This is a genomic window from Kribbella sp. NPDC056861 (assembly GCF_040687575.1).
Taxonomy (GTDB): domain Bacteria; phylum Actinomycetota; class Actinomycetes; order Propionibacteriales; family Kribbellaceae; genus Kribbella.
Window position 1 is genome coordinate 154,640 of record NZ_JBFBNQ010000002.1, and the last position, 21,808, is coordinate 176,447.

The 21,808-nt window shown below is 69.1% G+C and carries 19 protein-coding genes; 10 read left to right on the plus strand and 9 right to left on the minus strand.

Going from position 1 to position 21,808, the window contains the following annotated elements; all coding sequences use genetic code 11:
• Positions 1-108 precede the first annotated feature (108 nt).
• The 5 genes from AB0P21_RS07745 to AB0P21_RS07765 are packed head-to-tail and all read right to left on the minus strand — an operon-like array spanning position 109 to position 6,046.
• Positions 109-2,073, minus strand: a complete 1,965-nt coding sequence (locus AB0P21_RS07745) for a VWA domain-containing protein (protein WP_363694659.1) — start codon at positions 2,071-2,073, stop codon at positions 109-111.
• A 1-nt stretch (position 2,074) separates the two neighbouring features.
• Positions 2,075-3,472 carry a sigma 54-interacting transcriptional regulator gene (locus tag AB0P21_RS07750; RefSeq protein ID WP_363694662.1) on the minus strand — a complete coding sequence of 466 codons (1,398 nt, stop codon included), beginning with the start codon at positions 3,470-3,472 and terminating at the stop codon, positions 2,075-2,077.
• A 45-nt stretch (positions 3,473-3,517) separates the two neighbouring features.
• On the minus strand, positions 3,518-4,243 hold the full coding sequence (locus AB0P21_RS07755) for a Clp protease N-terminal domain-containing protein (RefSeq protein ID WP_363694663.1): 726 nt from the start codon (positions 4,241-4,243) through the stop codon (positions 3,518-3,520).
• A gap of 50 nt (positions 4,244-4,293) precedes the next feature.
• Complete coding sequence (locus AB0P21_RS07760; RefSeq protein WP_363694665.1) at positions 4,294-5,472, minus strand: serine/threonine protein kinase; 1,179 nt, start codon at positions 5,470-5,472, stop codon at positions 4,294-4,296.
• Between the two features lie 10 nt (positions 5,473-5,482).
• Complete coding sequence (locus tag AB0P21_RS07765; protein ID WP_363694666.1) at positions 5,483-6,046, minus strand: hypothetical protein; 564 nt, start codon at positions 6,044-6,046, stop codon at positions 5,483-5,485.
• An 89-nt stretch (positions 6,047-6,135) separates the two neighbouring features.
• Here AB0P21_RS07765 and AB0P21_RS07770 point away from each other — a divergent pair, with 89 nt between their 5' ends.
• The 4 genes from AB0P21_RS07770 to mug are packed head-to-tail and all read left to right on the plus strand — an operon-like array spanning position 6,136 to position 8,011.
• A complete protein-coding gene (locus AB0P21_RS07770) occupies positions 6,136-6,459 on the plus strand; it encodes a hypothetical protein (protein WP_363694668.1) in 324 nt (107 codons plus the stop codon).
• Between the two features lie 41 nt (positions 6,460-6,500).
• Positions 6,501-6,785, plus strand: a complete 285-nt coding sequence (locus AB0P21_RS07775; RefSeq protein ID WP_363694670.1) for a hypothetical protein — start codon at positions 6,501-6,503, stop codon at positions 6,783-6,785.
• 1 nt (position 6,786) lies between these two features.
• Positions 6,787-7,467, plus strand: coding sequence for a hypothetical protein (locus AB0P21_RS07780; protein WP_363694672.1), 681 nt, complete (start codon positions 6,787-6,789; stop codon positions 7,465-7,467).
• Between the two features lie 22 nt (positions 7,468-7,489).
• The gene (mug, locus tag AB0P21_RS07785) at positions 7,490-8,011 is read left to right on the plus strand and encodes a G/U mismatch-specific DNA glycosylase (RefSeq protein WP_363694673.1); all 522 of its coding nucleotides are present in this window, start codon (positions 7,490-7,492) and stop codon (positions 8,009-8,011) included.
• A gap of 26 nt (positions 8,012-8,037) precedes the next feature.
• Here the strand turns inward: mug and AB0P21_RS07790 are convergent, their stop codons facing one another.
• Positions 8,038-8,976, minus strand: coding sequence for an alpha/beta hydrolase (locus tag AB0P21_RS07790; protein WP_363694674.1), 939 nt, complete (start codon positions 8,974-8,976; stop codon positions 8,038-8,040).
• A gap of 114 nt (positions 8,977-9,090) precedes the next feature.
• On the opposite strand from AB0P21_RS07790, the gene AB0P21_RS07795 reads away from it, so the two are divergent.
• The 3 genes from AB0P21_RS07795 (at position 9,091) to AB0P21_RS07805 (ending at position 13,711) form a co-directional block, all read left to right on the plus strand.
• Positions 9,091-9,666 (plus strand): TetR/AcrR family transcriptional regulator, encoded by a 576-nt coding sequence (locus AB0P21_RS07795; protein ID WP_363694675.1) that lies wholly within the window; start codon positions 9,091-9,093, stop codon positions 9,664-9,666.
• A 25-nt stretch (positions 9,667-9,691) separates the two neighbouring features.
• A complete protein-coding gene (locus tag AB0P21_RS07800; protein WP_363694676.1) occupies positions 9,692-13,000 on the plus strand; it encodes a hypothetical protein in 3,309 nt (1,102 codons plus the stop codon).
• Between the two features lie 198 nt (positions 13,001-13,198).
• Positions 13,199-13,711, plus strand: coding sequence for a hypothetical protein (locus AB0P21_RS07805; protein WP_363694678.1), 513 nt, complete (start codon positions 13,199-13,201; stop codon positions 13,709-13,711).
• On the opposite strand, the gene ligD is transcribed toward AB0P21_RS07805, so the two are convergent.
• Positions 13,708-14,679, minus strand: a complete 972-nt coding sequence (gene ligD / locus AB0P21_RS07810; protein ID WP_363694679.1) for a non-homologous end-joining DNA ligase — start codon at positions 14,677-14,679, stop codon at positions 13,708-13,710. The genes AB0P21_RS07805 and ligD overlap by 4 nt on opposite strands.
• A 181-nt stretch (positions 14,680-14,860) precedes the next feature.
• Between ligD and AB0P21_RS07815 the strand changes: the two genes are divergently transcribed.
• Genes AB0P21_RS07815 through AB0P21_RS07825 form a run of 3 tightly spaced genes read left to right on the plus strand, consistent with a single transcriptional unit; the run spans position 14,861 to position 17,396 of the window.
• Entirely contained in the window at positions 14,861-15,331 is a 471-nt protein-coding gene (locus AB0P21_RS07815; RefSeq protein WP_363694680.1) for an SRPBCC domain-containing protein, read from the plus strand.
• Positions 15,328-16,869, plus strand: a complete 1,542-nt coding sequence (locus AB0P21_RS07820) for an MFS transporter (protein WP_363694681.1) — start codon at positions 15,328-15,330, stop codon at positions 16,867-16,869. Before AB0P21_RS07815 ends, AB0P21_RS07820 begins: the two co-directional genes overlap by 4 nt.
• Positions 16,854-17,396, plus strand: a complete 543-nt coding sequence (locus tag AB0P21_RS07825) for a dihydrofolate reductase family protein (protein WP_363694682.1) — start codon at positions 16,854-16,856, stop codon at positions 17,394-17,396. The genes AB0P21_RS07820 and AB0P21_RS07825 overlap by 16 nt, the downstream gene beginning before the upstream one ends.
• A 1-nt stretch (position 17,397) precedes the next feature.
• Here the strand turns inward: AB0P21_RS07825 and AB0P21_RS07830 are convergent, their stop codons facing one another.
• Both AB0P21_RS07830 and AB0P21_RS07835 read right to left on the minus strand, forming a co-directional pair.
• The gene (locus AB0P21_RS07830) at positions 17,398-20,205 is read right to left on the minus strand and encodes a BTAD domain-containing putative transcriptional regulator (protein WP_363694684.1); all 2,808 of its coding nucleotides are present in this window, start codon (positions 20,203-20,205) and stop codon (positions 17,398-17,400) included.
• A 9-nt stretch (positions 20,206-20,214) separates the two neighbouring features.
• Positions 20,215-21,741, minus strand: coding sequence for an AMP-binding protein (locus AB0P21_RS07835; RefSeq protein ID WP_363694685.1), 1,527 nt, complete (start codon positions 21,739-21,741; stop codon positions 20,215-20,217).
• Between the last annotated feature and the right edge of the window lie 67 nt (positions 21,742-21,808).

The window sequence follows — 21,808 nt, forward strand, 5'->3', positions numbered from 1 at the left end:
GTCCTTTGCTCTTGTCCTTTGCTCTTGTCCTTTGCTCTTGTCCTTTGCTCTTGTCCTTTGCTCTTGTCCTTTGCTCTTGTCCTTTGCTCTTGTCCTTTGCTCTTGTCCTCAGAGTCGGCGACGGGTCCTCAAATAGTCGCCGACCACGGCCGCGCCGAGGCCGTCCACGTCCGGTGCCAGCACCCGGCCACCACTGCGCCGGGCCAGCAGATCGACGAACGAGTTCAGCCGGGGATCGTCGCCGAGCCGGAAGATCGACAGGCTCGCGCCGAGCTTGGCCAGCCGGTCGACCTCGAAGACGGTCTTGCGCAGGGTGGCCGGCCGCGGCGGGTAGTCGAACTCCGCCGTACCGTCAGGCTCCAGGTGGGCCGTCGGCTCCCCGTCGGTGACCATCAGCACCACCGGCTGCGCGTCCGGATGACGTCGCAGGTGCCGGCCGGCGAGCAGCAGCGCGTGATGCGCGTTGGTGCCCTGCTCCCAGGTGCCTTCCATGCCTATGAGTTGCGGCAGCTCCACCACCCCGGCGTACCGGCCGAAGGTGATCAGCTGCAGTGCGTCGTTCCGGTAGCGCGTCGAGATCAGCTGGTGCAAGGCGAGCGCAGTCCGCTTCATCGGTAGCCAGCGGCCCTCCTGCACCATCGACCACGACGTGTCGACCAGCAGCGCGACCGCGGCGCGGGCCCGATGCTCGGTCTCGGCGATCTCCACATCGGCCACGTCCAGCCGCACCGACCCGTCGCGTCCGGCACCGGCATTTCGCAGTACTGCGTTGCGAACCGTCCGGGAGACGTCCCACGACTGGGTGTCGCCGAACTGCCACGGCCGGGTCGATCCGCTCAGCTCGCCGGCGGCTCCCGCCGAGGCGGCGTCGCGTTCGCCGGACTGGCCACGGGCAGTTCGCAGTACGTCGGACAGGGCTGTCTGACCGAGTTGCCGGAGCGCCTTCGGAGACAGTTGCAGCGTCCCGTCAGGCGCACGCTCCAACAGCCCCTGCTTGCGCAGCTCGCGCTCCAGCTCCGAGAGCCGCCGCGCGTCGACCGTCGCCTCGTCGCCGAGCTGCCGGGTCAACGCGTCGAGGTCGATGTCCTCCAGCCGAGCACCTGGATACGACTGGGCCAGCTGCTCGGCCAGCGCATCCAGCTCGGCGAGATCGGACATCGCCCGAGCCCCTTCGGCCAAGCCGAGCGGATCGTCACCGCTCATCCGCTCGGACCCCGACCAGTCCTCGCCCGGCCGGAGTGCCTGCAGTTGCGCGTCGAGATTCGCCAACTGCTGCGACAGTTGCGGATTGCCGAACGCCTGCTGCGAGAGCTGAGCCAGCTCGGCTCGCTGCTCCGGCGTCATCGAGTTGAGCATCCGCTGCGCGGCCGCCGCACGAGCAGCCAGTACGTCGATCAGCTCGTCGACCGTGCGCGGATTCTCCGGGAAGAACTCGCCGTGCTTGGCCATGAACTCGTTGAACAGGTCATCGATCTGCGGATGCCCCTGCGCGTGCGCCGCGAGCAGCGCGTTGAGATCGGACAGCATCTCGTTGATCCGCTCGACGTCCTCGGGAGTCGTGTTCTCCAGGGCCTCCTTCATGCCCTCGAACCGCGACCCGAGCAGCTCCCGGCCGAGCAGCTCGCGGATCTCCTCGTACTTCTGCCGGGCCTCGCTCGACTGCCAGTCGTAGTTGGCCAACTCCCGTACGGCGGCCGCCGTGCCCGACGGGAGCGCGTCGAGCTGCATCTCACGGAAGCGAGCCTCGTCGGACGGGTTCGGGAACAGGTCGTGCCGCTCGGCCTCGAGCGCTTCGTCCAGCAGCCGCTGCACGTCACGCAAGGTGCCGTCGAGGTTGTGCCGCCGCTGGATCTCGCGACGCCGCTCCCACAACCGGCGGGTCAGATCGTCGAGCCCTTGGGTGTCGCGAGTCCCGCGCCGGAGCAACTCCTCCAGCGCGGACCTCGGTGACGAGCCGCCCATCACGTCGCGGCCGAGCTCGTCCAGCGCGTCCCGCAGATCCACCGGCGGGGCGAGCGGGTCGGGCCCGTCGTGCCACGGTCCGTAGGACCAGCCTTCCGGTAGCTGGGACATGTCAGCCGCCGTAGACGGTTGTGTCGTCGTCCGCGTCTTTGGCCAATCGCTTGGACAAGTAGAGGGCTTCGAGAGCGAGCTCGACAGCGGCGGCGATGCGGCCCGGCGAGTCACCCGGGTCGGCACCCGCCCTGATCGCGACGTCGTGCAGCACGGGCAGCTCGGGGAGAGCAGCCAGTACGTCGCGGCCGGGGATCCGCTCGCCGGTGGTCACCAAGTGGCCTTGGGCAACGGCATCCGCGAGCGGCGTCAGGTCGAGCCCGGCGAACCGTTCGCGCGCAGTGTCGGCGACCGAGCGACGCAGCAGGTACTCGAGCAGCTCGACCTCACGTCCCTCCTCGCCTGGCTCGAACTCCAGCTTTCCCCGCAGTACTGCGGGAACAGCCTCCAGGTCGACCGGCCTGGCAACGGCCGGCTCCTCGCCAGTGATTGCCGACCGGCGCAACGCGGCGGCCGCCACCGTCTCGGCAGCGGCGATCGCGAAGCGCGCGGAGACACCCGAGCGCTGGTCGATCGCGGTCGACTCGCGCAGGTGCCGCACGAACCGCGCGAGCACCTCCAGCAGCGGCTCGCCCACCTCGGCGACGAGGTGACTCTCCTGCCGGACGACGTCCACCTCCGCGTCGATGTCGAGCGGGTAGTGGGTCCGGACCTCGGCCCCGAACCGGTCCTTCAGCGGCGTGATGATCCGGCCGCGGTTGGTGTAGTCCTCGGGGTTGGCCGTTGCCACCAGCAAGATGTCGAGCGGCAGCCGCAGCGTGTAGCCACGGACCTGGATGTCGCGCTCCTCCATCACGTTCAGCAACGCGACCTGGATCCGCTCGGCCAGGTCGGGCAGCTCGTTGATGGCGACGATGCCGCGATGGGACCGCGGGACGAGCCCGAAGTGGATCGTCTCGGGGTCACCGAGGCTGCGGCCCTCGGCCACCTTGACCGGGTCGACGTCACCGATCAGGTCGCCGACCGAGGTGTCGGGGGTGGCGAGCTTCTCGGCGTACCGGAGGTCGCGGTGCAGCCAGGCGACCGGCAGGTCGTCGCCGAGCTCGGCCGCGCGCCGGATGGACGCGGGGGTGATCGGCTCGAGCGGGTGCTCGGGCAGTTCGGCGCCCTCGATCACCGGGGTCCACTCGTCGAGCAGGTCCTTCAGCGACCGGAGCAGCCGGGTCTTGCCTTGTCCTCGCTCACCGAGGAGTACTACGTCGTGCCCCGCGAGCAGGGCGCGTTCGAGCTGGGGAATGACGGTCCGGGAGAACCCGACGATGCCGGGCCAGGGGTCACGACCGGCGCGCAACTCCTGGAGCAGGTTGTCGCGAAGCTCGGCCTTGATCGTGCGGGGGAGGTAACCGGCGGCGCGCAGCTCGCCGGCCTTTCGGGGAAGCTCAACAGGTGCACTGGTCACTCAGACGACGTTAGCTCGCCCGTTCCAACTCCCGGAGTGATTTTCCTATTTGGCCTTGGTCAGTTCCTCAAGGGCCGCCCGGATCGCCGCCCAGGCGGCGGTTTCGTCGAGTCCGAGCCCGGTCAGGACCTCCGTCGCGACGCTGGCCGAGTCGCGGTAGAAGGCGAGCAGCAGGTGCTCGGTGCCGACGTAGTTGTGGCCGAGCACCAGCGCTTCGGCGACCGCGCCCTGGAGGACGTGCGCCGCTTTCCGCGTGTACGGCGGATTCTCGGCCGACAGGGCGGCCTCGACATCCTTCGAAGGACCCTTGGCCGGGCTCAGCGGAGTGACGGCCGCGGCGACCGCTTCCTCGGTGATGCCGCGTTCGAGCAGAACGCGCGTGGCGAGCGCCTCCGGCTGGCTGAAGAGGGCGAGCAGCAAGTGCTCGGTGCCGAGGAACGGGTGATTGAAGCCGCGGGCAACCTCCTTCGCGGCGACCAGCACGGCCTTGGTGCGCGGGGTGTAGTGGTCGAGCACCGCGGCGGCCGTCCAGGAGTCGGCGAAGCGTTTGTGCGCGGCCTGCTTGCTGACGCCGAGCACAGCGCTGATCTCGACCCAGGACTTGCCGGCGCCGCGGGCGCGGTCGACGAAGTACCCGAGGGCGGCGTCGCTGGTGCTGGTGAGCTCGTTGATCGTAGTCGCGGCCGCGCCGAGCTGGGCCAGGACGTCGTCGGAGGCGGCGTCTTCGCGGATCGTGTCGATGAGTTGCTGGAGATCGGGTCCTGGGGTCATGACGTCAACGCTAGGTTGACTAACGCCTCAAGTCAACCAAAGGTTGACGATCAGCACTGATGCCGGACGAAGTCGGTCAATGCCCAGCCGGTCCGGCCGTCCGCGAGCTCGACATGCACCCAGGAATCGCCGTCCCGCGGGGCGATCGGGGTCAACTGGTCGCCGCGATAGACCTTCGCGACCACCGTCCGGCTGCGCGGCGCGTCCCGAACGGTCGCGTCCTCCGCGCAGACGGTCAACTTGCTCGCCGGCGACCCATGGCCTTGCGCGAGCACAGTCGCGCCGATCCCGCCGGCCACCACGACCGGGACCGCGATCGCGGCCCACAGCGCAACCCGCCGGCGGCGTACGCGCTGGACTGGTAGCTCGCCACCCGCTGCAGCCGTCCGCAACGCGTCGGCAAACGCGGCCGCGGTGGCATACCGCTCCCCCGGCTCCTTGGCCATCGCCCGACGAATCACCGCATCGAACCCAGCCGGTACGCCGTACAGGCTCGGCATCGGCGGCGGCAGCATCGCCACCGCATAGGCAAGCTCCGGCAAGGTCCTGCGATTGAAAGGCCGCTCACCGGTGAGCAACGAGAAGAGGGTCCCGCCGAGCGCGTAGACGTCACTCGCCGCCGACACCGGATCGCCACGCCACTGCTCAGGCGCCATGTACGCAACGGTTCCCGCGGCAGCGCCGAGCGACGGACCCGAAGGCGAGCCGCTCTGCAGCCAGCCGACGCCGTCACTGAGGTCCATCCCGGTGCTCGACTCCAGGCTGACCAACTGCCGGGCGACCCCGAAGTCCGCGACCATCGGGCGATCGCCGTCGAGGATGATGTTGGCCGGCTTCAGGTCACGGTGGATCACGCCGGCCTGGTGCAGTACGTCGACCGCCTCGGCGACCTGCGCCATCATTTCGACGGCTCGATCAGGTGCCAGCGGACCGTCGGACTCCAACAGGCATTGGAGATCCGGCCCGCTCAGCCGATCCATCACCAGCCAGGCGCGATCGCCTTCCCCGCCCACCTCGTGGACCCGGACCACCCCGGGGTGAACGACGGCGCCGGCCAGTCGCGCTTCCCGGCGCAGCCGGTCACGGTACTGCGGGTCGACCAGCTCGGGATGCACGACCTTGACCGCGAAGGCCGCCCCATCGGCCAGTCGGGTCGCTTCGTACACCGCCCCTGTCGCACCCGCACCCAGCGGCTCCGCCAGGCGGTAGCCAGGTACTTCGACGATCACGGCTCGCACACTAACCCGCACTCTCCGGATCCGGAAGGGATTCTGCTGCCATCCGGATCAGTGGTTCCAGGTGTGCCAGTTCAGCAAGCACCTGCCGGCGAAAGGCGACCAGATCGGCGGGCTCGTCACCGCTCTTGCGCAGCGGGCCGAGCAGTTGCGCGACGGTCTTGCTGAGCGGGTCGTCGGCGGCTTCGTCGACGACCGGGATCAGTTCGCGCGCCTCGGCCAGCGCCTGACTCAGCAGCCGGAGCCGGATCGGTTGCTCCAACAGCAACGCGGCCACTCGCAACATCCGCCGGCTCGCCTTGAAAGCAACGTCGGCAGTGACCGGCTGAGAGGTGGTGTCCCGGCGGTCGCGGACCTGGTCGATCCACGGCTCGACGGTCTCTCCGCGCCAGATCGGGCCGGACGACAACTCGGCGTCCGGCTCCGGCATGCCATGGCTGCGGCGCCGGCGCCAAGCGGTCACCAGCTGCCGGTTCAGACCGAGCGCCTCGGCGATCTCGGCGATCCCGTAGAAGGCCTTACGCGACAGCTCAGCCTCCTGGTCGAGCGCCGGTCGAGTGCTGTTCACCAGCTCAGCGTATCCACTGAGTACACCTATTGCCATCTCTGGCGACACGGCCTACCGTCATCTCAGATGACAACTTGATGGAGGCTCAGATGACACGCAAGACTCCCATCGCACTCACCGTCGCCACGCTCGCCGCGGCCGGGATCGCCCTCGGCGCCGGCGCTCCGGCCGCCACCGCGGTCGAGGTACCGCGGCACGCGGTGAACATCTGCGAGAGCGCGACGATGTACGAGAACTACAACTTCTCGATCCCCGGACCGGTCACCTACATCCGGACCCTCGGCTACGGCGACAAGATCGGCCACAGCCCGGGTCACCCGGTCTACAACGGCTGGGCCTCGATCCAGGACTTCGGCCCGAACGACTGGGGCTTCATCCGGGTCGAGTGCATCGGCGGCTACGACAGCTGGTAAATCCCCTCCGACCTCTCCCTACCGCCCTTCAGGAGACAGCAATGAACCGAGTACTGCGTACTGCCGCCGCCGGCGCCGCTCTGGTCGTCGTCGGCCTCGCCCTCAACACCTCCCAGGCGCAAGCCGCCAACGGTCACATCGGCGTCCGGGAGACCGTCTGCGCCGACGACCTGCAGTTCCGTACCGAGCCGGGTGGCGCCCGGGCCGGCACGCTGCACCGCAACGAGACCTTCACGGTCGACCAGATCATCCCGGGCTGGGTGCACGGGTTCGCCTACGGCACGATCAACCACAACGGCTGGGTCCAGGACGGCTGGTTCTGCTGACATGAAGAGGACCCTCATCGCGCTGGCGACCGGCGTACTGGCGCTGGCCGGACTGAGTCAGCCGGCCCACGCGATCAACCAGTACGTGACCACCACCAACGTCACCAAGCCCGCGGCCTGCAACAACCACGGGGTGATGCCGGCCGGTGGCTGGCTGGCCAACAAGTCCTGCGGCTACGTGATGGGCACGGCGATCGGCGGCACTCGCTTCGACGTCAGCACCACGACGCCGAACAACTTCCACTTCGGCCGCTGGCGGGCGAGCAACGGGACGAACTTCTGCGCCTATCTGGTCCCGGGCGCGCTCGACACCTCGCACTCGACGCCGGTCGCGGACAGTTGCAGCAGCGCGACCAGTGACCGGTTGGTGCACCGCCGCTCGTTCGGCCGCGACTTCGATGTCGCACCGCACACCGGGAACGGCGCGATCGTCGTACGGATCAATCCGTCGGCCTGCACCGGCTACTACAACTACTTCACCGACAGCACCTACACGACCGGAGCCCTGCACGACCCGGTCAACTTCGCCCTCCCCACCACGGGCGGCTACCGCTACACGACCGCCGACGGCGGCGCCTCGATGATCCGGGTCGACGCTCTCGGCGAGACCATCTGGCTCTTCGTGGCCCGCTCCTGCATCAACGCCCAGCTCCCCAGCCCCCTCAACAACGAGAACGACTGACCTACCGGGCTAGGGTTCTGCGGTGCAGTCAATTGACGATGTGATCGGCCCCGGGTTGACCGTGTTGTTCTGCGGCATCAATCCGGGGCTGATCTCCGCTGAGACCGGGCATCACTTCGCCCGGCCGGGGAACCGGTTCTGGCCTGCGTTGCACCAGGCGGGCTTCACCCCTCGGCAGTTCCGGCCGGACGAGCAGCGAGAGTTGCTGGGGCTGGGGCTGGGGCTGGGGATCACCAATGTGGTGGCGCGACCGTCGGCGAAGGCTGATGAGCTGACCAAGGCCGAGCTGATCGCCGGCGGGGAGAAGCTGGTCGAGAAGGTGCTCGAGTATCAGCCGCGATGGCTGGCGGTCGTGGGCGTCACGGCGTACCGGGACGCGTTCGGCGAGCGGAAGGCCGCGATGGGCGAGCAGACCCGGCTGATCGGCGAGACCCGGGTCTGGATCCTGCCCAACCCGAGCGGGCTGAACGCGCACTACACGCTGCCGAAGCTCGCCGCCGCCTACGCCGAGCTGGAAAAGGTCAGCTCGGGCGTTGACGGCTAGCAACTACTACTGGAGCGGGCGCCGTACTACGCGAGCGCCTTGCGCAGCGCGGTGATCGCCAGGTTGATCGCGGCCTCGGCGGCGTTCGTGGCGCGCAGCGCGTCGACCATCACGAAGTCGTGGATGACGCCGCCGAACCGGACCGCGGTGACATCGACCCCGGCCTCGCGGAGCTTGTTGGCGTAGGCCTCGCCCTCGTCACGCAGTACGTCGGCCTCGCCGTTGATCACCAGCGCGGTCGGCAACCCGCGGAGCTGCTCGACGGTGGCCCGCAGCGGCGACGCGGTGATCTCGTTGCGCTGCGCCTCGTCGGTCGTGTACTGGTCCCAGAACCACTGCATTCCTTCCCGGGCCAGGAAGTAGCCGGTGGCGAACTCGTGGTACGACGCCGTGTCGAACGACGCGTCGGTGACCGGGTAGAACAGCACCTGCTGGTTGAAAGTCACGTCGCCGCGCTCCTTCGCGAGCAGCGTTACGGCCGCCGCCATGTTGCCGCCGACCGAGTCGCCGACGATCGCCAGCCGGCTCGCGTCCAGGTCGTGATCCTTGCCGGAAGCAACGATCCAGCGGGCGGCGGCGTAGTTCTGCTCGAGCGCGATCGGGTACCGCGCCTCCGGCGACAGGTCGTACTCCGGGAAGACCAGCGCCGCGTTCGCGCCGACCGCCAGCTCGCGGATCAGCCGGTCGTGGGTGTGCGCGTTGCCGAAGACCCAGCCCGCGCCGTGGATGTAGAGGATCACCGGCAGCGGCCCGGTGACGCCGGCCGGGCGGATCACCCGGACCTTGACGGTGTCGTCGCCGTTCGGGACGGTCAGCCACTCCTCGTCGACCGGGAGCTTCGGGTAGTCGGTGGTCTGCACCTCGTCGACCGCCTTGCGCCCCTCCTCCGGCGGCAGCTGGAACAGGAACGGCGGGACGCTGGTGGCGTCGGCGAAAGCTTGGGCAGCGGGCTCCAGAACGGTCATCGAAGTGCTCCTCTACTGAGATCCGACGGCTGAGAACGAGCGTTCTCTGCCGATGTCGAGTACTGTAGGGGAACGTTGGTTCTCACTGCAAGTCCGAACTTCGAGGAAGGCGCTATGACGATCGACACAGCGACCGCGCAGCAGCAGGTACTGGACGCCGCGGACGCTCTCTTCTACGAACGCGGCGTCCAGGCCGTCGGGATGGACGCGATCCGGACCGCGTCGGGCGTCTCGCTGAAGCGGCTCTACCAGCTCTTCCCGTCCAAGCACCACCTGATCGAGGCCTATCTGGACAAGCGCGACCTGCTCTGGAAGCAGATGCTCGCCGACCATGTGGAGGCCGAGACCGAGCCGCGCGAGCGCATCCTGGCCGTCTTCGACTTCCTCGACACCTGGTTCCAGGAGAAGAGCTTCCGCGGCTGCGCCTTCATCAACTCCTTCGGCGAGCTCGGCACGGTCTCACCCCAAGTCGCCGATATGGCGCGCAAACACAAGGCCGGCTTCCGCGACGCACTGCGCGACCTGTCGGCCGCGGCCGGCGCTCCGGATCCCCAACGCCTGGCCGACTACCTGATCCTGCTCAGCGAAGGCGCGATCACCACCTCGGTCTTCTCCGAGTCGGCCGCCCCGGCAACCCGGGCCCGCGAAGCAGCCCAACTGCTGATGACGGCCACGCTGCCACCGGACTGACTCCCCGGTTCGGCAGGATGGGGACATGCGAGCGACCAAATTGCTGAGCGCCCTCACCGGACTCCCGTACTCCGAACGCGTCCAGCTGATCGTCGAGCACGCACGCCGGCTGCGCGGTACGCCGGAGTTGGCCGCGCTCATCACCGAGCTCGACAGCGGCGACACCTTCGCCCGCACAGTCGGCCTGCAGCTCGCCCAGGTGGCCAGCGACGTCGAGCACATCACCAAGCTGCTCAGCGACCCGCTACTCCAATGGCGAGCACTGTCCGCCGCCGGCCGTGGCGTACCGGTCTCTGACGACGCCCTGCGATCCCTGTACTCCGATGCGCCTGCGGCTCTCCGCGCCCGGATCCTCACCGTCATCCGCCGCACCCGGCGTGAGGCACTGGCCGCCCGGCTGATCGATGAGCACCGCGAGCGCTGGGGTGATCACTCCGCGGCAGCCCTGCTCAGTTGCGCCGATCGAGCCACCGTCGACCGGCTGCTGCCTGAACTCGGCTACACCTTGTCGGCCGGTGAGTGGCAGCGCCTGGCTCCGCACCACCCGGACGCCGTACTCGATTACGCCTTCGAGTCCCTTCCGAACGACCGCTATCGGACGCAGTGGTGGGACAGCGTCGGCTACGGCGCGATGGCGACGATCGACCAGCGCCCCGAGCGTGTGCTGGAGCTGATCGGCGCCGCGCTTCCGCAGTACGACATGCCTGGAGCTGTCGTCAACATCATCGGCCGGTACGCCGACCTCGATCCAGCTGGGCTGCTGGCGGTCCTGCTCGCGCCCGATCGAGCGTCGACGATCCATCGGGCGCTCACCCCTGCGCTCCGGCGCAGGCTCTACCGGTTCAGCGACGAGGACCTGAGTGCTCTAGGTCGCGGCCTGTGGCCGAATATCGAGAACCTGCTGGCCGACCTCCCACCCTCCCGGCGGTCGGCGGTCTTCGCCGCGGTGACGTCTGGCGTCGATCTCGACCAGACGGTCCTGCCCGACCGGCTCCTCTCCGTACTCCCCCGGGCCGTCCGTCAGGAGCAGGCGCGGCGGATGCTTCAGCTCCCCAAGATCAGCGAGGACCCGCCCGCCCGCTGGCCGGTCATCGCTCACCTGCCGTACGCCGAAGCCTTCGCTCTGCTCGAACCGGAGATCAGCCGCCCCGAAGCGGTCAGCCGCTCGGGCGTCTATCGCGCGGTCATCGCGAGTGCCGGGCACTCGCGGCAACCTGAGGCGATCGCGCAGGCTCTGACGTGGGCCGCCCGGGTTCGCAACGACCAGGATCCGGTGCGGCTCGCAGTACTCAGCGCGGCGTCCGACCTGCCGGCCTCGCTGCTCACCGACGCGCACGTCGACGCGCTGCAGACCCTGCTCACCGACACGCTCGAGGCGCGCGATACCTCCTGGTCCTCTCGCTCGGCCGTCAATGACCTCGCCGAGACCGCGGTCCGGCAAGGGGCCTTGAGCAACCACAACGCATTGCTCGGCTGGGGTTTGCAGGCGCACGCGCAACTGGCCGAAAGCGCCGGTACGGTTCAGCTCTACGGGATCATCGACGGTCTCCCGCGTGGTCGCGAGATCGCTGTCTACGAAGCGCTTCGGCCGTCCGTCGAGGCCGCGGCGAAGCGGCTGGAGTTCGAGCTCGCGTTCGCGATCGCCGAGGCGTTCGGTCGACGTGGCTGGACGATTCAGCACCTGCACGAGGTACTCGAGCAGGCGGTCTGGTCGAACCAGGAGTACACGGTCGATCAGGCCGCTCGACTCTGGCTCCGGCCGCCCGCGACCCGGGCGGAACGAACCGGGCGGATCATCAAGCGCGATCTCGGCATGGCGCGCTGGGACTCGGTCTGGACAGCCGTCACCGAGGTCCGCACCGACCTGCTCGACAAGGTGCTCGCCACCCCGAAACGAATCCAGCGCTTCGACCGCAACCACCACGCCTGGGCGGTCTCCACGGTCGCCCTCCGACGCTGGCTCCCCCACCAGCACAGCCGGTACGCCGCGCTGGTCGCCGGTGCCGCCCACGACACTCGCATGCCCGAGTGGGCCCGCTCGGCAGCCATCTCGGCTCTGGGACGCATCCCTGGTATTGGGCGGGCTGCGGTCGAGCCGTTCCTCAGCAGCGACCTGGTGATCCTGCAGGAGGCGGCACTCGGGTCACTTGCCTGGACCGACCAACCGGAGCTGGCATTGCCGGTACTGCTGAGCCATGCGGGTGACGATCGCGCCCGGGTGGCTCTGTATGCCGCTGGACGGGCGGCGCGGTATGTCAGGCCTAGTCAGCTGGCTGAGCTGTTCCGGCCGGTACTGGTGGGTGATGGCGTGAAGGTGACGTCCCGCAAGGAGGCGGCGCGGTTGCTCGGCGTACTGCGTGCGCCGGGGGCTGGCGAAGTACTGGGTGAGGCTTGGGCTTCGGCGCATCGCGATGTGCGGGCGGCGATCGCCAGTGCTGCGTCGCAGCATCTCCTGCATGAGCCGGCCAGTTGGGCGTTGTTGCAGGAGGCTGTGCATGACTCGCCTGCTACTGCGGCGGTTTTGGTGCAGCGGGCGCCGGGGACGATGGCTGCGCGGTACAAGTCGCGGTATGCCGACTTGCTGATCGCGGTGACCAACAGGCCGGAGCCGGAGTCGGTGAGCGCGGCTCTGCGGTCGCTGGCTGGGTGGGCGCCCTATAACTCTGCCGTGGCGCCGGTGTGTGCCGCTTTTGTCACTGATCTCTCCAACCGCAGCAACAACTGGAGGGATGCGAGTAGTGCGCTGTCTCAGATCGTTGCCGGCGGGCTTGGGCGGGACGAGCTGATTTCGGTTGTCAGGTTGCTGGTTCGGTTGGAGAGCAATCCGCAAGTGCCGAACGCGGAGGCCGAGCGGGATCACCCTGCTCGGCAGCGGCTCACGGTGGTGATGGCGTTGGTGGGTGGCGCGGTCGAGTGGCACACGCGGCAGCCGCTGCTCGACGCGGCGGCTGAGCTCGTGGGGCCGGAGTACTTGGCTCTGCGGGTGCAGCCGCTGATCTGGGCACTCGACTGGAATGACCCTCTGCCTGGGTTGAGTGTTGTGGCTGATCTGATTGCTGATCGTCCTCTGGTGATCGCTGCCGTCGCTTCTCAACTGCGCTCGCGGTTGCATGCTCCTTCGCATCGGACGGCGCTTCGATCCCTCGCACCGGCGATCGAGTTGGCGCGGACCGGTCGTGCTGCGGATGGCTTGCTTGCGCTCGCGATGGTCGGTGCGGCAGCCGACAACTCGGCTTGGTCGCCGGAGTGGCGGTCTGTGCTGGCCGGTCTGCGCGAGCATCCGGTGGCGGATGTGCGGTATGCCGCGTTGGATCTGATGACTGCTGGGGAGTAGCAGTTTGCCCCACCCGTACTCGCGCTGCGGGCTGGAGCGTTGTGCCCGCCCAAACCCGCGCGGGTGCGGGTCGGCGGGTAGCTGACCCGTGCGGTTGGGGTGTTGGCGAGGCGCCGTCAGCCAAGGGTGGTCAGCTCGGTGGATGTCAGTTGCTGCAAAAGGCGCGCGGACCTCGCCGGTGGTCTGAGACTCTTCGGCATGCGCATTCATCCGCTTCATGTGTCGCCCTGGATCGTGGGGGGCACCGTCGGGGTCGGGATCGGGGTGGTGTTCTTGGGGCTCACGGCCGGCACCGGCTCGGGGGTCCCGGTCGAGGTGCTGATCAGCGCCGCGCTGTCGAGTGTGGTGATCTCGGCCGGCCTCGGGATCGTCATCCGGCGTGCCCAGCGGCGGTTCGCGCCTGACGTCGCGGGGATGTCGCGGGATGCTGCCACGCTCGCGTTCCAGGCTGCTCAGGGTGGGAAGGTGCCGGTCGATCCTGAGATCCGGGCGGCGGCGGTGCGGATCGCGGAGCGGCATCTGGCCTCGGCGGGCCGGACCCGGAACCTGGTCGTGATGTGCGCGGCGTTGGTCCTCGGCTTCCTCATGCTCGGCAGGTTTTCGTTGCCGGGCGCGGTGCTCCTCGGGCTGACCCCGCTGGTGCTGGTCTACTCGCTCTTCATTCCCCGCATGCTCCGGCACCGCGTCAAAGTACTCCGCGCTGCCGCCTAGCTCTCGTCCTCGGCGGCCTTGCGGGCTGCGGCCTTGCGCCGCTTGCCTTCGTGCATCGCGACCACTCGGGCGATCGGGATCTCGTGGCCTTCGGCAATCAGGTCGGTGGGCAACGGCTGCGGAGCCGGGAGCTGTTCGGCCCAAGGGGTCGCGAGTAGGCCGGGCGCAGTACGGATGGTGAAGTCCTGCGGGGTGACCTGTTCGATGTCAGCCCAGCCGACCGGAAACGAGACAGTCGCGAGCGGTCGGATGCGAGGGCTGTACGCCGCGACGACGGTGGCGCCACCGGCTCGGGTGGAGTCTACGAAGACCTTGCCGTGCCGCTCCTCCTTCACGTACGCCGTGGTCGCGAGCTTCGGGTCGATCCGGGCGGCCCGCGCCGCGATGGCCCGCGTTGCCGCGGCGGCGTCCTCGATCGAGGCGGTGTCGTCGATCGGCACGTAGACGTGCACGCCCTTGGCGCCGCTCGTCTTCACTGCGCCGTCGAGACCCAGGTCAGCCAGCGCCTGCCGGACCAACAGCGCCGCCTGTACGGCGAGCGCGAACGTCTCGTCACCCTCGGGCGGATCAAGGTCCAACACCAGATGGGTGACCCGATCAGGCCGGTCGAGCCGCGTCAACGTCGGGTGATACTCCACCGCCCGCTGGTTCGCGAACCACAGCAGCGTCCGCCGGTCGTCGGCGACGGCGTACGAGACCTCACGCTTGGACGCCTCCGCCCACACCGGGACCGTTCGCACCCACTCCGGCGTGTACTTCGGGACGTTCTTCTGCATGAACGACGGTTGCCCGGGGCGAATCCGCACCACCGACAACGGCCGCTCGGCCAACCCGGGCAGCATCACCTCGTGCACCGCGTCCAGGTAGTCGACCAGCTCTCGTTTGGTCGCCTCGGCGCCGTCGAACAGCGGCTGATCGAGATTGGTCAGCGGTACTCCGTCACGCACCTCATCCGGCTTGCTCGCCATGACCGGAGCCTAAGCGCTGACCGAGGCCACCGCTCGTAGCCGGCCCGGCTGAGGCGGAAAAGTCCGCAGGTCCGGGCGTCGATAGCGGATCGATAGCCGGGGAAAGGCGGTCGGCAGCAGAGTTCTGTTCAGACGCTCCGACCGGACGTCAGCGAGAACCGAGATCTGGAGTCACACCACCATGAACACCACCTCCCCCGCCGAGATCGAGACCCCGCACGAACTGATCCTGACCAACGTCTACCCGGCCTCGCCGGCCGCTGTCTGGGCCGCCTGGACCGACGCCGAGCAGTTCTCCCAGTGGTGGGTCGGTCCTGGTTTCACCACCAGCGACGTGTCGATGGAGCTCACCAAGGACGGCCGGTTCACCGCCCGCCAGACCTCCGACGACGGCTCGATCGACATGCCGTTCAAGGGCTTCGTCCGCGATGTCGTACCGGGTGAGCGGCTGGTCTTCACCCTGAGCGACAGCGACGACGTCAACGAGCCCGACCGCACCGTGCTGACCGTCATCCTGCGGGCCGTCGAGGGCGGTACCGAGCAGGAGTTCCACCAGACCGGCGTCGTCACCGACGAGCACTTCGAGGCGCTCAAGGCCGGTACCGTCCTGTTCTTCGACCAGCTCGGCGAGCACCTCGAGGGCAAGCGATGACCGGAGCCCTTCGCGCGGGCCGGCGCGAGTGGATCGGCCTCGGCGTCCTGGCGCTGCCGACGCTGCTGCTGTCACTGGACGTCAGCGTGCTCTACCTGGCGCTGCCGAAACTGAGCGAGGACCTCGGCGCGAGCAGTATCCAGCAGTTGTGGATCCTCGACATCTACTCGTTCCTGCTGGCCGGCTTCCTGGTCACCATGGGCCGGCTGGGCGACCGGGTCGGAAGGCGCCGGCTGTTGCTGGTCGGCGCCGCCGGCTTCGGCGTCGCCTCGATCGTCGCGGCGTTCTCGTCCAGCCCGGAGATGCTGATCGCGAGCCGGGCGCTGCTCGGGCTGACCGGGGCGACGCTGATGCCGTCCACCATGTCGCTGATCCGCACGATGTTCCGCGACCCGGCGCAGCTCGGCCAGGCGCTCGGACTGTGGTTCAGCTGCTTCATGGGCGGGATGCTCCTCGGCCCGATCGTCGGCGGCTTGCTGCTGGCCCGGTTCTGGTGGGGAGCGGCCTTTCTGCTCGGCGTACCGGTGATGGTGCTGTTGCTGGCGACCGGCCCGCGGCTGTTGCCGGAGTACCGCGATCCTGAGGCGGGCCGGCTCGATCTGGTCAGCGTCGGGCTGTCACTTGCCACCATCCTGCCGGTCATCTACGGGCTCAAGGAGCTCGCCCGGGGCGGGTGGGCACCGTTGCCAGTGGCAATGATCCTTGCCGGTGTCCTGGTCGGTCGCGTCTTCGTCCGGCGACAGAACCAGCTCGACCATCCGCTGCTGGACCTGCGGCTGTTCAAGCTTCCCCGCTTCAGCGCCGCGCTGGGCATCACGCTGGCGGCCGGGGTGGTGATGGCCGGTGTCTCCCTCGAGACGGCGATCTTCCTGCAGGTCATCGAGGGTCTGACCCCATTGGCCGCGGGGTTGTGGCTGATCCCGCAGAGCCTGGCGATGATCCTCGGTCTGCTCACCGCACCCAAGATCAGCCAGCGGTTCGGTACTTCGACCACTGTCGCCGCCGGTCTGGTCATGGCAGCCGCTGGACTCGCCCTGCTGACCCAGGCCGGCGCGGGCGGCCTCGCGGTGCTCGTGCCCGCGATGGCGCTTACGTCGTACGGGATGGGGTTGCCGATGGCGTCGACGATGAACGTGATGATGGCCGCTGCGCCACCTCAGCGGGCCGGCTCGGTCGCCTCGCTCAGCGAGACCAGCGGCGAAGGCGGGATCGCACTCGGCATCGCGATCCTGGGCAGCCTCGGTACCGCGGTCTATCGCCAACAGCTGGACAGCAACCTGCCCGCCGGCCTGCCGTCCGCGGCCGCCGACGCAGCCCGAGAGAGCGTCAACGCCGCCACGGTGGTCGCCGCCGGTCTGCCTGCAGAGCTGGGTCGACAGGTCGCCGATGCGGCCAGAGAAGCCTTCACCTACGGGTTACAGACCGTCTCGGTCGTCGGCGCGGCGATCTTCCTGGCCTGCGCGGTGATCTCCGTGATCAGCCTCCGGGAACGGCCGGCCCCGCTACCTTCCCAGGAGAAGACATGCGCAAGATCGTGAACTCGACCTACGTCACCCTCGACGGCGTGATCGCCGACCCGCAGCTGTGGTCACTGGAGTACTTCGACGCCGACGCGGGCGAATTCGCGCTCGAGCAACTCCGCCGCTCCGACGCCTTGCTGATGGGACGCAAGACGTACGAAGGATTCGCCACCGCCTGGCCGGGACGCAGCGGGGACGAGTTCAGCGACACCATGAACAAGGTCGCCAAGCACGTCGCGTCGACCACGCTCACCACCCCGGAGTGGAACAACAGCTCGGTCCTCGACGGCGATCTCGTCACTGCGGTCCGCGAGCTGAAGTCCCAACCAGGCAAGGACATCCTGATGTACGGCTACGGGCCGGTCGCCCGGACGCTCGTCCAGCACGGCCTGCTCGACGAGCTCCGGCTCTGGATCCATCCGGTGATCCGCGGCGAGGGCGAGCAACTCTTCGCCGCCGGTGTCAGCGGCGCGTTCGGCGGGGTGGAGACGCGGACGTTCGCCAGCGGGTCCGTCGTACTGATCCTGACCGATCCCAAGTCCTGAGCTACGGCAGCTCGGCCAGCCGGCGGAGGACCCGAGTTCGCAGATGGCGGTCGCCGGTGATGTCGGCGACCGCAGCTGCCTCGGTGAGTAGGCTGCGGGCGGCGTCGGCATCGCCCGCGGCCAGTGCCACCCGCCCCTGACCGAAGAGCGCATAGGCCACCCCGATGCGATCGCCAAGACCGGACGCGATCTCGTGCACCCGGTCGAAGGCGGCCCGGGCCGCGTCGAGGTTGCCCGCCCGCAGTTCGATATCCGCTCCGCGATAGCCGATCTGGGCCTCGGTTCGGATCGCGCCACCCGAGCGGGCCAGTTCGAGCCCTTCCGCCACGTGCGCGGCGGCCGCGCCGAGATCACCGGCCTCCAGTTCGAGCCGCGCCAGTTCCGAGCGCGCGTGCGCCTCGTCACTGAGATTTCCACCCGCATGCAGGAGCGGCAGTGCCTCTTCGGCGCAGGCCTTGGCATCGCCCAGATCTCCGCGCAACCGGTGAACTGTCGCAAGCTGCCGAAGCGTCGCGCCGACCCCCGCCTCGACGCCGGCCACGCGGAATCCGTCGAGGGCCGGTTCCAGATACCGGGCGGCATCTTCGGGGCGGCCCTGATGCAGCAGGAGCGAGCCGAGCGAGTACCGGGTCATCGCACTGCCGATCGCGTCACCGGAGCGATCCGCGGCCGTGATCGCGAGCTCGGCGGTCTCCCGCCAGTCGTCGAAGTACCCACGGATCTCGAACAACGCGGCCGCCGCGACAGCCAGCTCCCAGCAAAGGTCGTCCCACTGCGCTGCGGCGGCCTCCTCGACCGCAGTCACCAGGGCCAGCCGTTCCTCGTCGAGCCACCGCAACGGATCACGCTGTACTCCGGCAACAGCCGACCGCGGCGCCATCCACCTCGGCGCCGTACCGCGCACCCGGAGCCGGTCGCCGAACTCCGGCCGCCACGCCTGCTCGGCCAGCATCAGCCACCCCGACACGAGCCGCCGCAACGCCGCCGCGTGGTCAGCGATGCCGTCCTCCTCCGTCGCCCGCTCGACGGCGTACGCGCGGACCAGATCGTGCAGCCGCCACCGCGAGGACGACGCACCGGCCGGAGCTCCGTCGGAGACCAGATTCGCCTCCAGGATCTCGAACAGCGCGTCGTCGGATGGTCCGGCCCCGGTGTCCAGCAACGCTCCCGGAGCCCACTGCGGCAGATCCGTGAAGCGCACCGCGCCGATCCGGCCGAACAGCACCCGCGCCGGCGCACTCAGACTCCGGTATGACAAGCCGATCGTCGATCGCAGCTCAACTCCGCGATAGGACAGCTCGTCCAGCCGCTGCTTCTCGTCGGTCAGGCGCTCGACCAGGTCGCCGAGTGCCCAATGGCTCCGCGACAACAACTTCGCCCCGGCGATACTCAATGCCAACGGCAACCGATCGCAGGCCCGCACCAAGGCGGCGGCCGCCTCAGGCTCCTCGGCCATTCGCTCCGCACCGACGTACGTCGCCAGCAGCTTCAGTGCCACCTCGTCGTCCAGCACGTCGAGGTGAATCCCGGCCGCACCCGGCAACCTGGTCAGCCGCGCGCGCGAGGTCGTGATCACCGCACAGTCCGCCGACCCGGGCAGCAGCGGCAGCACGTCGTCCTCACCGCGGACCCCATCCAGTACGACGAGAACGCGCCGATCCGCGAGCCGGGTCCGGTACAGCTCGGCCCGCTCACCGGCATCCGCCGGCAGCATCGCCTCGTCCATCCCCAACGCCCGCAGGAACCTGCCGAGCACCCGAACGACCCATTCGTCGCTGCCCTCGTCGGAGTCTTCGTGCATGTCGGCGTACAGCTGCCCGTCCGGAAACTCCCCGGCCACCTCATGCGCAGCCCGTACTGCGAGCGTCGACTTGCCGACCCCGCCGGCACCCGAGATGCCCACCACGGCGACGGCGAACGGCGTGTTCGGATCGCCAGGACCGCAGAGCCGGGCCTTGATCGCCTGCAGCGCCGAATCCCGGCCGGTGAAGTTCGTCGCGACCGCGGGCAACTGCCGCGGTACCGGCGTTGTGCTGACCGGCGCTGTGGCGGCCGGCGACTTCTCCGTCCCCGCGAGCACCGCCGCCTGCGCCTCCTGCAGACCAGCGCCAGGCTCGACCCCCAGCTCGTCGACCAGGATCTGCCGGGCGCGTTGAAAGGCAGCCAATGCATCAGCGCGGCGACCCGACCGATGCAACGCGAGCACCAGCAACCGGTGCAGGTTCTCCCGAAGCCCGTACTCGTCAAGGAGCGGCGGGAGGCCGGACAGGAGTTCGTCGTACCGGCCCGCGTCGAGCGCGAGCTGCATGCGGAGCTCGATCAGGTCCAGGCGGCGATCGTCGAGTCTGGCCGCGGCGCGGACCAGCAGTTCGCTGCCGAGGCCGGCGAACGGCATGCCCCGCCACAATGCGAGGGCGCGATCACAGGCAGCCAGCCCATCGGCGCCCTCGGTCGCCTGCGCCTGACCGGCCAGTGCGCTGAACGCGGTCAGATCGAGCTCGTCGGCGGGGATGTCCAGCTGATAGCCCGGCGACCGGGTCGCGATTGCCGCGAACTCCCCCGCGGCACGCAACCGCCGCCGAAGCGCCGACACGCAAATCTGGACCTGGGACCGCGCGGTCGCCGGTGGATCCTCACCCCAGATCGCGTCGACGAGCTGGTCCGCGCCGACCTGCCTGTTCGCGTTCAGCGCGAGGACGGCGAGCACGACCGCTTCCCGCGGGCTTCCGGTCGCCCCCGGCACACCGTCGACCACCAACTCCGGCGGGCCGAGCAGCCGCAGCCTGGGGGTCGGGATCGCGTCGGTCACCAGCGCAATCTACTCAACGGTCCCTTTGCCGGCGGCAACGTCCTCGCCGTCGGCGACCGCGGCCAGCCGGCGCCGCATGATCTTTCCCGAGGTGGTGGTCGGCAGCTGCGAGACGAACCGCACCAGCCGCGGCCGCTTGTACGGCGCCAGGTGGGTTTCGGTGAAGCCGATCAGCTCGGCCTCGGTCGCGGACGCGCCAGGCCGCAGTACGACGTACGCGCAGGCCAGCTCGCCGAGGACGGCATCGGGCACGGCGCCCGCGCCGACCATTGCCACGGCCGGATGCCCGGCTAGCACCCGCTCGATCTCGGCCGGATACACGTTGTAACCACCGGTGATGATCAGGTCCTTCTTCCGGTCCACGATGAAGAGGTGGCCGGACTCGATCCGGTAGCCGATGTCGCCGGTCGACAGCCAGCCCTCGGGATCGATCGTTTCCGCCGTTGCCTTCGGCCGGTCGTGGTAGCCGAGCATCACCACCGGCCCACGCACCATCAGCTCGCCGCGCTCCTCCACGGCAGCCTCGCGGGTCGGCTGATCGAGCGCGGCGATCCGGATCTCCACGCCCGGGAACGGCACCCCGATCGATCCGAGCACCTCGGGTCCGTCGTACCGATGTGTGGTGGCGTGGCCGGACAGCTCGGTCATCCCCCAGACCTGCAACAGTGGAGCACCCGACACCTCCTGCCACGCCTGCATCGTGCTGACCGCGATCGTCTGCCCGCCGACCGTGCTGCGGGTGACCGAGGACAGGTCCGCGGTCGCGAGTGCCGGATCGGCCAGCAATCGCGCGTACATCGCCGGCACCCCTTCGAACATGGTTGCCCGATGCACCTTGATCGACTCGAACACGTCCGCGCAGTCGAAGCGCTCCCGCAGTACGACGGTGCCGCCGGCCAGGAAGGTGCTGTTCACGGAGACGTTGCCGAACACATGCGGCAACGGCAACGCCGTGACCACCACGTCGTCCGGGCCGCGACCGTGCAACTGCGCGGTGTGCTCGCAGTTCACCAATACGCCGTACTGGCTCTGCACTGCGCCCTTGGGGTGGCCGGTGGTGCCGGAGGTGTAGGCGATGGTGCACGGCGCGTCGGCGGCGACCTCGACCGGATCGATCGGCTCGGCCTCGAGCAGCTCACCGAAGGAGCACTCCTCCAGGTCGACCACCAGCCGCAGCCCGGCCGGCAGGCTGCGCAACCGCTGCAGCAACGGGCCGCTGGCAACGATCGCGACGGCCCCGCAGTCGTTGAGGATGTAGTCCACTTCCTCGGAAGTGAGCATCGCGTTGATCGGATTCACCACCGCACCGGCCCGCAGGATGCCGTGGTACGCGGCGATCCACTCCCACCGGTTGGGGCTGTAGAGCGAGACGACCTCGCCGGGCGCGATGCCATGGCGCTGCAGACCGCCGGCGATCGCGGCGGCGGCCCGATCCAGCTCGCGATAGGTCAGCCGGTCGGTCGCCGTCACGAGCGCGAGCCCGTCCGGATCACGGTCGGCCGCCAGCCGCAGGATCGCGCTCGGCCCAGCTGTCATCGTGGCCATTCTCAACCTTTCGATCCCCGGAATCCAACGATTTCAGCAGACCCGTCGCCGCTGCTTG